Consider the following 12,592-nt stretch of genomic DNA (forward strand, 5'->3'; position numbering starts at 1 on the left):
GCCATGATAGGCACGGGAGAGCGCCCGGCCGTGCCGACCCCACTCAGGCCAGCCCCCGGCCGTGCCGGCCCCACTCAGGCCAGCCTCCGCTCCGGTCGGCCTCCGCTCAGGCGGGCCGACGACGGGAGTGGGCTACCGCCGTCGTAATTCTGCGAACTCAATCGACGGAACGATGGCGCCCGCGTCCCGCTCCACGAAATTGGTGCCCGGCGGCACAACGTCGTCAATTGCATCCAGGACGGACTCGCCGAGCTGGACGTCCGCCGCCTTCAGGTAGGCGGCCAGGTGCTCCTCGCTGCGCGGCCCGATGATCACGCTGCTGATGGCCGGGTGCGTCAGGGCGAAGCCGATGGAGAGATCCACCAGCGACAGCTCCAGCTTGTCGGCCAGCCGCGCCAGCGCATCGGCGGCATGGAGCTTCCGCTCGCTGGAGGGACCTGAAATGTCGTAGCGGCCCGGGAGTGAATGCACCCGGGTCGGTGCAGTGCCGGACTCCAGCACAAAGCTGCCGGACAGCCAGCCGCCGGCCAGCGGACCGTAGGCCAGCACGCCGAGCCCGTACTGCTGGGTGATCGGGAAGACGTCGCGTTCGTTGGCGCGCACCAGCATGGAGTATGGCACCTGGTTGCCGAGCGGCGGGATCAGGTGGTTGGTGGTGGCGAGCCACTGCGCCTCCACCAGCTGCGCCGGGGTGAACACCGAGGTGCCGTAGTACAGGATCTTTCCCTGCCTGATCAGGTCATTGAGGGTGGTGATCGTCTCCAGGACATCGGTGTTGTAGTCCGGCCGGTGCGCCTGGTACAGGTCGATCCGGTCAGTCTGCAGGCGGCGGAGGCTGCCCTCGACGGCCTGGGTGATCCAGCGCCGGGAGTTGCCGGAATGGGCTGGATTGGGACTCATCTGGCCGTGGAACTTGGTGGCCAGGAAGACGTCGTCGCGGCGTCCGCGCAATGCCCGCCCCACAACCTGCTCCGACTCTCCCTGCGAGTAGACGTCGGCGGTGTCGATGGCGGTGATGCCGGCGTCGAGCGCGGAGTGGATGATCCGGATGCTCTCGTCGGCTCCGGTGGGGGCACCGGGCGGGCCTCCGGTCCCCTCGCCGAAGTTCATGGTGCCCAGGGTCAGCGGGCTGATCGGCGTGCCTGACCGCCCGAACACCCGCAGTTCACTGAGGCTCATTTTCCGGTCTCCTCACAGTTCTTTGGCATGCAGCTTTTGACACGTGCCCTTGATCGTCACGAGGCTACACAGATCGGCGCCGCTGCTGCAGAATTCCGCCTTAGTGCTTCTCTTTTCGACTTTTGAAGTAACGCTTGGGCCCGGGTGTGACGTTTTGTGGAGCGCCGGCAGGAGTGGATGTCGCTTATATTGAGGGATGGGCACTCCCAGTAATGACGAGCAGTTCGTCAAGCTGCACGACATGATTATCGGCAGCGCAAACGTGAGCGCATTCCTTGGCGACCTGTCGGTCCTCGCCGCCTCGACTCTGGGGGAGACCGCACGTTCAAACATCGAGTGCGGCGTTACGCTCCGGCAGCGCAAGCGCAGTGCCACCGTAGCCGGAAGCAGCCCGCGCGCAACCCTGCTGGACAAGCTCGAGCAGGAACTGGGTCAGGGGCCCTGCCTGACAGCCCTGGAAACCATGAAGCCCGTGATCCTCGCGGACGTGGCAACAGACTCCCGCTGGCCCGAGTACCAGAAGCTCCTGCAGGACAACGGCTGTGCCAGCGTGCTGGGAGTTCCCCTGGCGCTGGACAACAGCCACGCAGCGGCACTGAACTTCTTCGCTTCCCAACCGGGCCTCTTCACGGACGCGGTGGTGCGTCGTGCAGAAGGTTTTGCCGAACTGGCGGGACGGGCAGTGCGGCTTGCCCTGAGGATCGCTGATGCCCAGAACCTGGCGGAGGACCTCACTGCAGCCCTGGAACACCGCACTGTGATCAATTTGGCCTGCGGTGTGGTGATGGCGCAAAACAGGTGCTCGCAGGAAGAAGCGATGGCCGTCCTCACCAAGGCTTCAAGCCACCGCAACCGGAAACTGCGCGACCTCGCCGGAGACATCCTGAACCAGGTCAGCTCGGGCACGGTCACCACACACTTTGAGCCGTGAAGCAGCCTCCCTTCAAGCGACAAGACCAGCCTGGGTTTCACCTGTGCGTCTGCCTGCAATAATCTGAACCAACGGTTGTGCGCGGGGGTGCAAACGCCCGGCGCAACAGGCAGCACTGTAAGTTCGGGCCACATCACACCAGACGAGGCGGACACGAATGACGGCTTCAGACCAGCAGCACCTCCCATCGCCCGCGCCCGCGGACGCGCCGGGCCTTCCATCCCCTGCCGATGGGGGAGCCAATGAAGCTGCTGCCAGGGAGCCCGTTGACCCGCACCTCCTCCAGCGGTTGGCCGACGCCCACGGCGTGGGAACGTCATTCCAGGGTTGGGACGGGCTGCCGCACTCTGTCGCCGAAGACACCTTAATCAAGGTCCTCGCTTCCCTCGGGGTGCGGGTGGACACCAACCAGCTCATCGAAGAAGCACTGGCGGAAGCTGAACTGGCGCCCTGGCGGCGCATGCTGCCGCCCGCCGTCGTAATCCAGCAGGGGGAGCCGGCACAGGTTCCGGTGCACGTGCGCGACGGCGCCACAGCTCAGCTGACCATCGTGCTTGAGGACGGCGCCGGGTCCCGGGATGGCGTCCAGCAGGACCTTTGGGTCCAGCCGCGGGATGTCGACGGCGTTGCCACCGGACGAGCGACCTTTGCCCTTCCGCAGGATTTGCCGCTGGGATGGCATACCCTGCATGCAGAATCCGAAGGTGCCACCGCGACGGCCACGCTGGTAGTGGCGCCGGCACGGCTGACCACCGCAGCTCCGCTGGAGGAGCGCCGGGGCTGGGGACTGGCGACCCAGCTCTATTCCGTGCGCTCCAAGAGGTCCTGGGGCATCGGCGACTTCTCGGACCTGGCTGACCTGGCCGCTCTCAGCGGTGCCCGTGGGGCGGACTATGTACTGGTCAACCCGTTGCACGCCGCCGAGCCGGTTCCACCCGTGCAGCCATCGCCCTATTCGCCGTCCACCCGGCGGTTCTTCAACCCGCTGTACATCCGCATCGAGGCCATCCCCGAAGTGGCCTATCTCAAGCCGCGCAAGCGCGCCACGGTGGAGAAGCTCCACGAGGAGGTTGCCGGGCTGAACAAGGAGGGCAACCGGCTGGACCGCGACGCCGCCTACGCTGCAAAGCTCCAAGCACTCGAGCTGCTCTACCACGCGCGCCGGCCGCCGGCCCGGCAGGCCGCCTTCGACGAGTTCTGCCGGATTTCCGGCCAGGGCCTGGACGACTTTGCCCTGTGGTCCGCCATCCGCGAGGACCTGCCGGCCGGGGACCCGTTCTGGTCCGATCCCGCCTGCGCCATCGGCACACCCCAGACTGAAGCGCTGCGGGACCGGCTGGCGGACCGCATCGGGTTCCACCGCTGGCTCCAGTGGATCTGCGACGAACAGCTCGAAGAAGCCCAGCGGGCCGCGCTCCGGTCCGGCATGCGCCTCGGCGTGGTCCACGACCTCGCCGTGGGCGTGGATCACAGCAGCGCCGACGCCTGGACACTCCACGACGTCCTGGCGCCGGGCACCAGCGTGGGCGCGCCCCCGGACATGTACAACCAGCAGGGCCAGGACTGGGGCCAGCCGCCCTGGCACCCTGCCCGGCTGGCCGAGGCCGGCTACATCCCGTTCCGGAACATGCTGGCCACCGTGCTGCGCCATGCCGGCGGTGTCCGCGTGGACCACATCCTGGGCCTTTTCCGCCTGTGGTGGATCCCGGCCGGAAACGCTCCCGGCGATGGCGCGTACGTGAAATACGACCACGAGGCACTGATCGGCATCCTGGCCCTCGAGGCGCAGCGCGCCGGGGCCGTGGTGATCGGGGAGGACCTGGGCACCTTCGAGCCGTGGGTCCGGGATTACCTTGCCGCCCGCGGCATCCTTGGTACCTCCATCCTGTGGTTTGAGTACGACGGCGATTCTCCCCTTGCGCCCGAAAAGTACCGCACGCAGGCGCTCGCCAGCGTCAACACCCACGACCTGCCGCCCACCGCCGGCTACCTCGCTGGGGACCACGTGGCCTTGCGCAGCGGCCTGGGCCTGCTGGAGCGCTCCGAGGCGGAGGAGCGTGCCGAGCACAACGCCTCGCTGGAAAAGATGTTTGCCCTGCTCAGAGAGCGCGGATACCTGCCCGAGGACGGGCCTGGAGGAGCTGCCGGACGCGAAGAGAGGACCATCGAGGCGCTGCACCTGCTGCTGGCCCAGGCGCCGTCGGTGCTGCTTGGTGTTGCCCTGGTGGATGCTGTGGGCGAGCGGCGGGTCCAGAACCAGCCGGGCACCACTGAAGCCCTTTACCCGAACTGGCAGGTTCCGCTGGCCGGACCGGACGGCCGGCCCGTTTTCCTGGATGATCTTCCAACCAACCAGCGGTTCAACTCGCTCTTGTCGGCGGTGGAGGAAGCCCTGCGCGGCTAGGCAGGCGGGGGCAGTCTGCCCGGCTTTCCTGCCGGGTTTTGCCTGGGTTTACAGCCAGGGTCAACAGTCAGGAGAGGTCGATGGGTGAAGGGCCAGTACTCGTTGTAGGCGGCACCGGCATGGTGGGCGGCCAGGTGGTCAGGGAGTTGCTGAACCGGGGGAAGCAGGTGCGGGCACTCGTCCGGCCGGGCTCGGACGCGTCCCGGTTGGAATCTCGCGGCGTTGAGATTGCGCGCGGGGACATGATGGACGCCGACTCGTTGATCCGCGCGATGACCGGTGCCGATGCGGTGATCACCTCGGCCGCCGGCTATACCAGGCACCGGAAGGGCGACAACCCGGTGATCGACACGGTAGGCAACTCGAACCTCGCCGATGCCGCCAAACGTGCCGGAGTCCGCCGGTTTGTCCTCACCAGCATCCTCACGTGCGACCAGACGCCGGAAGTCCCGCACTTTTGGCACAAACGGCTGATGGAGGACAGGCTGCAGGCCCTGGGCGTCCCCTTTGTGGCACTGCGTCCCGGGGCCTTCCTGGACCAGGTGACCCGGTTTGGCGGCGACCCCATCACCAAGCACAAGGTCAGGTGGTTCGGCTCGCCCGGAATCCCGCTGACCTTTGTGCTCACCGCGGATCTCGCCGGATACCTGGCCGCCGCCGTGGATGCCCCGGGAGTGGAGGGCCAGCGGATCGACATCGGCTGGGACAGGCCCATCTCCATGCAGGAGTTCGCCGACATCGTGGAGCGGCTGACCGGCGAGGAGGTCCGCGTCCAAACGGTTCCCGTCGGCGTGGTGCGGGCAGCGGGTGCGCTGATGGCGCCGGTCAACCCGATGGCAAAGGGCTTGGCCGCCACGATGGGCTGGTTCCAGACCGGCAAGTACGTTGCCGACACAACCCGGCAGGCCGAGGTCTTTGGCCCTCCACCCACGGCAGAGGACGCGGTGCAGCGGCTCGTCACAAGCATGGGGCACGCCGTCAAGGGTTGACGACCCGCCGGAAAGCCATTCTTCAGCAACAACGCGAGGTCACTTTTAGCCCAATCCGATGGCTCGGAACGGCCAAGAATGACCTCGCGTTGCGCGTTGATCAGACCCTCTAGCCTGCGGTGATCAGATGGGTGACGTGGTCGTAACGGAAGGTGGCCGGGCCGCCGTCGTGCGCAAACGGAACGTTGCCGCCGTTCGGCACGCCGTTGGCGCCGTAGTTGACGTTCCAGGACCGGTCCAGGGCCGCCTTGAACTCGTAGCTGCCGGCCGGCAGATCCGGGACCGTCAGCTTCCACACCAGGTCTGCCGGATCCAGTGCCAGCTGTGCCTGGTCGCATTCGGGCAGCCAGTCGGCACTGCAGCCCAGCTCAGACCCCAAACTTCCGGCCACCGAAACGGCCTGCGGCTGCTGCGACGCGTACACGGCGCTGAGCACGTGGGTGCTGTTGTCATAGCGGAACGTGACAGGCCCGCCAGGGTGGTCCAGCACAATGTTCGGTCCGTTGAAGGCGCCATCAGCTCCGTAGTTCACGTCCCAGTTGCCGTTCAGCGCGGCCTTGTACTCATACTTCCCGGCGGGCAGATTCACGGTCAGGCGCCAGATGTTGTCCGCGGGATCCAGTTCCATCATGGCCTGGACGCACGCAGGGTCCCACGGCTCAGCACACCCCATGGCCTGGTTCAGGGAGCCTGCCACCGTAACCGAATCCGGCTGCGGTGCCTTGCCTACGGTGACGGTCCGGACTTCGCTGGAGACGTTGAAACCCGGGCCGGACATGGTTGCGCGGTACTTGATCTGGGTACCATCCGCCAGCGCGGACACGTCATCCTTCACCGAGTACACCGGGGAGGAGCCGTCCGAACCCACCGCGGTCCAGTCCCCGCCGGCCACGCTGCGTTCAAAGGTCACCACATGGCTCGCCTTTTCGGGATCCGCGGTGGCGCTGAGCTCCACGGAGCCCTTCACGCTGCTGCCCTCCACAGGCTTCTGAAGCGTGAGGACCGGTGCAGGAACCGTTGCTGCACGGCTCTGTGAGGATGCGGTGTGCCCGCCGTTGTCCAGCACAGTCGCGCGGTACTCCACCGGCGAGCCCGCATCCAACGCTGCCACGTCGTGGAACACCTGGTACGGCGCCGTGTCGTCGGTGCCGATAGGCTGCCACCCGCCGCCTGCTGTCCTGGCCTCGAAGGTGACCTCGTAGAACGAGGAGGCGTCGACGTCGGCCGTTACCTTAATCCGCCCGTTGTCGTCTTGGGCAGGGACCGGCTCCTGGAGGACGACGGCGGGCGCCGCCTTGGAGTGCGGAATCCGGCCGGAGGACTGGTAAACCACGGCGGATAGCGGGGGAACGCTGACCGTGAGCTTGCCCTCTGCCGAGGTTTTCGCCTCATCCGCGCCTTCGTCGTAGATCCTGGTGTAGGTGCGCTTGGCGATGTAGGTGGGCACCTCCGCGGTCTGCGGCTGCTCGCTGTTGTTCAGGGCAACCACGTACTCGCGCTGGTCCTCGGCGTCAGTACGGGAGAAGGCGTAGATGCCGGGACCGTCCGAAGCGTACCTGTGCTGGTGGGCGCCGTCGCGTAGCGCCGGGTGATCCTTGGTCAGCCCTGCGAGCTGGCTGATCTTGGCGTACAGCGGATGCCCGGGATTGAAGTTGTTCGTGGAGTGCGTGGCATCAGTGCCCAGCAGGTCGTCGTCGAGATACTCCGGCACCTGGCTGGCGAACAGCGTCTGCCGGGCATCCTGGTCACCGCCCGGGCCGGTGAAGCCCTGTTCGTCGCCGTAATAGATCACGGGGTTGCCGCGGGAGAAGTACATCAGCTCGTGGGCGAGCTGGTCGCGGGCCACCTGCTCGGCATCCGTTGAACCCGGGTTGTCCGCGGCGATGAAGCTGCCAATGCGGCCCATGTCGTGGTTGCCCAGGAAAGTGGGGAGCTGGTAGACGTTCGAATCGGCATCGGTATACCAGTCATCACCCGCGAAAAACGTTTCCAAGGCGGTGGCGTCCTGGCCCTTGGAGGCGAAGTTGCGCGCTGCGTCCTGGAAGGGGAAGTCCAGCACTGCCTGCATGTTGTTCCTGGTGGTGAACTGCGAGGTGAAGCTCTTGGTGGTGTCGAATACCTCGCCGAACATAAAGAACTCGTCCTTGCCCTGTTCTTTGGCGTAGTTAAGGACGTCCGGGCCGAATTCCTGCCAGAACTCGTTGTTGACGTGCTTCATGGTGTCGATCCGGAAGCCGTCCACGCCGAACTTGCCGATCCAGGTTTTGTAGATGTCCTTCATCCCGTCCACCACCTTGGGGTGCTCAGTGAAGAGGTCATCCAGGCCGAAGAAGTCACCGTAGAACGAGTCCTCGCCCACAAAAGTGGTGTCGCCGCGGTTGTGATACAGCGTGGGGTCGTTCAGCCAGTCCGGAACCTTGAGGTGTTCTTCGTTTTTATCGAGTCGTGGTCTGTAGGGGAACGATGTTTCCGGATCGAGTGCGGGAAAGCTTTCTGTGCCGGCATAGTCGCGGTCATCGAACTCCTTACCGTCGGCCGTTTTGTAGGGCACCGCATCCTTGGAGGTGTATCCCTTGCGCGCGGCTCCCTCGTAGCCAATGACGTCAGCCGTGTGGTTGGTGATGATGTCGAAGTACACCTTCATGCCGCGCTTGTGGGCCTCGTCAATCAGGGCCTTGAGTTCGTCGTTGGTGCCCAGGTGGGGATCGATCTGGGTGAAGTCCGTGACCCAGTAGCCGTGGTAGCCGGCCGACTTGTCCTCGGGCTGCACTGCCTTGTTCTTGAAGCTGGGGGTCAGCCAGATGGAGGTAGTGCCCAAGCCCTGGATGTAGTCGATCTTGTCCAACAGTCCGGTGAGGTCGCCGCCGTTGTAAAAGCCCTTCTTGGTGGGATCGAAGCCTGACACCATGGGATCACTGCCCAGTCCGCCGTCGTCGTTGGTGGTGCTCCCATTGCTGAAACGGTCAGCCATAACGAAGTAGAAGTTCTCGTCCGTGACTGGCGCACGCAGGCTGTGCAGGGCCGACGCCGATCCCGGGTTTTTGTTGCCATGGCCATTCCCGCCGGGGTCATTGGTGCCCGGGGCGGCTTGGGCGGGAAGAACCGTGGCAGAAAATGCAACCATCGCGGCCACCAGGGCGGCCGCCGTGTGTGTTGTGGTTCTGGCCGTGCTTGAAGTCCGGGCGCCGTTTATGGGGCGGCTGCGGGTTTGATGAGGTGTGGAGGTTGATGTGCTGCTTGTTCTGGTGCTCGTTCCGGCGCATGGGGATGCGCCCGGGCGGGTGCGGAATTTCAAGGAAGAGACCTTTCCTGGTAGCTGCGCTGCTGTACAGGCTTGCCGGGGCAAGGGGGTGGACATGCGTCCGACGGGTCAACAAGGCCGGCTTGGTCCTGTGAACCACGTCACAACTGTAAGCGCTTGCACTGAATAACTCCAGCGTTTAGGAAAAGCCTCGGAACCTGTTCTTTGATGCTGGCGGGCGCATCTGGTGCCTGCTGGCCTTACAGTCCTGGAGCAGGCACGAGGGCAGTGGGTGAGGGGGTCTGCAGGTCGTGGATCAAGGGACCGGGGAGACCGCTGGCTGGGTCCAGCTCGAAGGTGGCGATGTTGTCCGAGCGTTCATGGGCAACATGGAGCCAGTTACCTCGCACGATGTGGTGGCGCGGCCAGTCCCCTCCGCTGTGGAAGTCCTGGACGGGCAGCAGCTCCGTCCCTTCGGCAGCGACATCCAGCACACTGACTATGTTGGAACCGCGAACGCCCACGTACGCGTGCTTTCCCGCCCGGTCGACGCAGATTTCTGCTGCGGAGTCGTCCGGCAAGCTGCTCCCGGAGGTTGCCGGGCCGCGGAAAACGAGTTCAAATGTCCCAGCCTCCGGACGGGCCACGAAGACCTCAATGGAGTATTCCGAAACCACAAAAACGTTGCCGCTGGCGTGCTGTACCAGGTGGCGTGGCCCGCAGCCATAGGGGAGGGCCACCTCGTGGTCTGCTTCCAGTCCTGATCCAGGCACGTAGTTCCAGATGCGAAGGGTGTCGTGCCCGAGGTCCGTTGTCATGATCCGCCCGTCCTGCAGCATGAGGCTTGCGTGGGCGCGGCTCTGCCGGGGCTCACCAGGGGTCTGGGCGGAGTGTGGATCCACTGAAGCGGGCGCCGGGAAGCGGGCCGTGATGGCGCCGTCGGAATCCAGTTCATAGAGCAGTACTTGGCCATCTCCCCAGCAGGTGGCGGTGAGGAAGCGACCCTGCGGGTCCACCGCCACATGGCACGTCGCTTCTCCGGCGGGTTGCGGCTCGCCGAGGGGCGCCAGCCTGAAATCGCCGGTTCGCCGGAAGGCCCGCACCTTCTTGCGCTGCTCGGCGACGGCGTAGACCACGGGCATTGCGGGGTGGACAGCAACGAACGACGGCGAATCCGCCTTGGCTGCCGTGCCCAGCCATTCCAAGGTCCCGTCCGGGAGGGCCGACAAGGCTCCGATCCCTTCTGCCCGGCCGCCGCCGTCCGGGGTGTAGGTGCCGGTCCAGATAATGGGGTGCTGGGCGGGGGAAGTCATGGGTCCATCCTGCCAACAAAGTGACCGCATTCAAGGGAACTACGGTTTAGCATTGGATTCCAGCCACGGCAAAGGAGGTAGGCCCCAATACTGCTACATCAGTTTCCGGCACTCCCTTCCTGTGCCGCCTGTGCCGCCACGGCCAGTTCGGATAGGCCGCTGGAAGACGCGCGAGTGCCTGCTGGCCCATCGAAAGGCGGTCCCATGCCGCGTCCCGCATTACCTGCTCGTCCACGTTTTGCCGACATTGTCACCCTGCTGAGGGCGGCCGGCTGCGTTTTCGCTGAGGAAGAAGCGCAGTTGTTGTTGTCCGAAGCGTCCAGTCCCGAAGCGCTCACCGAATGGATTGGCCGCCGTGTTTCCGGCGAGCCGCTCGAATTTATTGTTGGCTGGGCCGGGTTTTATGGTCTTCGCATTGCTGTTGATCCTGGTGTCTTTGTCCCGCGCCGGCGCACCGAACTGCTTGTTTCGGAGGCCGTGGCCCTGCTGAGGCAGCGCCTCCCTGAGGGTGCGGAGGCCGGCGTAGTTATCGATCTTTGTTGTGGATCCGGAGCTGTTGGTGTTGCGGTTGCCTCCCAGGTGCCAGTCCTGGAGCTTCACGCCGCCGACATTGACTCCGTTGCAGTGGCGTGCGCACGCCGCAACCTTGCGCCCGTGGGCGGGCAGGTCTATCGAGGGGATCTTTACACCGCGCTTCCCTCCCGGCTGCGGGGACGGGCGCAGCTCATTGTGGTGAACGCGCCCTACGTGCCCACGGACGTGCTGCCGACCATGCCGCCTGAGGCCAGGATCTATGAGCCGCGGATCTCGCTGGATGGCGGCCCGGACGGTTTGAGCCTCCACCGCCGGGTCATCGGCGAAGCGTCTGATTGGCTGGATGAGGCCGGTTATCTCGCCATTGAAACCAGTGAGCGACAGGCAGCCGGAACTGCTTCCATAATGGCCGCCGCAGGGCTGGCGGCACGAACTGTTCACTCGGAGGAGTTGGACGGAACTGTAGTGGTTGGCACCCTCCGCTCGCAGTAGTGCACCGCTTCCGGCGTCTCTTCCTGCGTTTCGAGGAAGCGGCTTCCTGTGGGGGCGGCGGATTTCTGATGCGTGGAGACTGCCGGAGAATCTGCTTGCTGACTAGGGAAATAATTGAATGAGGTCCAGGAAGCGGGCTCACTGTCAAATGTCCTCGTCTTGCAGTCCCGCACGTTTTCCCCCTCAGCAGACGTAGTCCTTACCTGTGCGGGCAGAGCCCGCCTTTGCCTAGAGCCACTCTAGTTTGGCGCTCCGGTTCGCTGGCAGGCCGCCTACGCCGGTGCTTTTGCCGCATATGGGCCACGGCCGGGCCGCTAACCCTGCTATTGCCAGGCGGCAGAAGGAGGCCGAGGCTTCAGTTACTGGAGCTTCTGTAGTGGGCGGCGATTGAGAGCCCAATCAAAAGTCCGCGTGCGTACCGTCCCACAGTTGAGCCGTACCAAAGACACCCTGCAAAAGTCTCGGCTGTCGGTGCACGTGCCCGACGCAGCGCTGAGGTTCGTTTTTGCTCGGGTTTATTCGCGGGGTGTTGGTGGTGGGGGTGGTTTGAAGTAGGTGTTTTGTTGGGGTCTTTGGTGGGGGTCGAGGTGTTTTGGGGGTGTGAACCAGGGGGTGTTGTTGGTAGTGGTGATGGTCCATTGTTCTTTGTGGATGAGGTGGTGGTGGCCGCTACAGAGGAGGACACCGTTGTCGATGTTGGTGGGGCCGCCGTGGGACCAGTAGGTGATGTGGTGGGCCTCGCACCAGGGGGCGGGGATGGTGCAGTTGGGGAAGGCGCAGCCTTGGTCGCGGGTGATGAGGGCGGTGCGTTGGGTTGGGGTGAAGAGCCGGGTTTTGCGGCCGAGGTCCAGGAGTTCGCCGTGGGTGCCGAGGATGGCGGGGATGATGTCGGCGTCGCAGGCGATTTTTCGTAGGGTGGCGGCGGCGACGGGTCCGGTGAAGACAAAATTCCCGGTGCCGGTGCCGGTGCCGGTGCTGGTCCGGGCGTTGGTGCGGGTGCTGCCGGTTTCGCTGTCGTTGGGGTGTGTGCCGTTCCCGTTGCCGTCCCCGGTGCCGTTGCCGGCGTGTTTGGCTGTGTTGCTGGCTGTGGGCCCGGTGCTGCTCTGGTGGTGGGAGAGGAGGTCCTGGTAGTTGATGGTGGCGATGATTTGGGGGCGGTTGCCGCCGGTGGCGGGCAGGGCGTTGGTGGCCAGGGCTATTTTGGCGGCGCCAACGAGGCCCTCGAGTAGTTTTTGCGGCCGGGTGCGCCGGTCCAGGTCCGGGCCGGCCGTGTTCTCGTTCCACAAGTTGCTGTCTGCGGTGCCGTCACCGTTGGTCCCTGTGGCCGCTGCCGTGCCAGTGCCAGTGCCAGTGCCAGTGCCAGTACCGGTGGCGGTGGTCCCTGAGGTGCCTGCAGGGATCGGGCTGGTGGTGATTGTGGTGGTGCGGGGGTTGGTGGCGGTGTTCATGACGGTGCTGAGGTGTTCGAACTGGTCGGTGCTGGCGAAGATTTCGATGTGGTGCAGGCCG

General features: G+C 65.1%; 8 protein-coding genes. 4 read left to right on the plus strand and 4 right to left on the minus strand.

The window, feature by feature from the left end; translation table 11 throughout:
• Window positions 1-132: 132 nt before the first annotated feature.
• The gene (locus BMX78_RS14580; protein ID WP_091420472.1) at window positions 133-1,179 is read right to left on the minus strand and encodes an aldo/keto reductase; all 1,047 of its coding nucleotides are present in this window, start codon (window positions 1,177-1,179) and stop codon (window positions 133-135) included.
• Between the two features lie 196 nt (window positions 1,180-1,375).
• Here BMX78_RS14580 and BMX78_RS14585 point away from each other — a divergent pair, with 196 nt between their 5' ends.
• From BMX78_RS14585 to BMX78_RS14595, 3 genes are all read left to right on the plus strand, one after another.
• Window positions 1,376-2,110: a GAF and ANTAR domain-containing protein gene (locus BMX78_RS14585; RefSeq protein ID WP_091420474.1), complete on the plus strand. Its 735-nt coding sequence runs from the start codon at window positions 1,376-1,378 to the stop codon at window positions 2,108-2,110.
• 157 nt (window positions 2,111-2,267) lie between these two features.
• On the plus strand, window positions 2,268-4,514 hold the full coding sequence (gene malQ / locus BMX78_RS14590) for a 4-alpha-glucanotransferase (protein ID WP_091420476.1): 2,247 nt from the start codon (window positions 2,268-2,270) through the stop codon (window positions 4,512-4,514).
• 80 nt (window positions 4,515-4,594) lie between these two features.
• Complete coding sequence (locus BMX78_RS14595) at window positions 4,595-5,503, plus strand: SDR family oxidoreductase (RefSeq protein ID WP_091420477.1); 909 nt, start codon at window positions 4,595-4,597, stop codon at window positions 5,501-5,503.
• Window positions 5,504-5,612: 109 nt separating this feature from the next.
• Here the strand turns inward: BMX78_RS14595 and BMX78_RS14600 are convergent, their stop codons facing one another.
• Together BMX78_RS14600 and BMX78_RS14605 are read right to left on the minus strand one after the other, a co-directional pair.
• A complete protein-coding gene (locus tag BMX78_RS14600; protein WP_091420479.1) occupies window positions 5,613-8,627 on the minus strand; it encodes an alpha-amylase family glycosyl hydrolase in 3,015 nt (1,004 codons plus the stop codon).
• 377 nt (window positions 8,628-9,004) lie between these two features.
• Window positions 9,005-10,057 carry a lactonase family protein gene (locus tag BMX78_RS14605; protein ID WP_091420481.1) on the minus strand — a complete coding sequence of 351 codons (1,053 nt, stop codon included), beginning with the start codon at window positions 10,055-10,057 and terminating at the stop codon, window positions 9,005-9,007.
• 204 nt (window positions 10,058-10,261) lie between these two features.
• Between BMX78_RS14605 and BMX78_RS14610 the strand changes: the two genes are divergently transcribed.
• Entirely contained in the window at window positions 10,262-11,083 is an 822-nt protein-coding gene (locus BMX78_RS14610; protein ID WP_091420482.1) for a putative protein N(5)-glutamine methyltransferase, read from the plus strand.
• Window positions 11,084-11,598: 515 nt separating this feature from the next.
• Here BMX78_RS14610 and BMX78_RS22775 read toward each other — a convergent pair.
• A partial coding sequence (locus BMX78_RS22775; RefSeq protein WP_139204946.1) for an HNH endonuclease signature motif containing protein occupies window positions 11,599-12,592 on the minus strand: 994 nt, incomplete at its 5' end.

It is taken from the genome of Arthrobacter sp. OV608 (assembly GCA_900110595.1).
Taxonomy (GTDB): Bacteria; Actinomycetota; Actinomycetes; order Actinomycetales; family Micrococcaceae; genus Arthrobacter.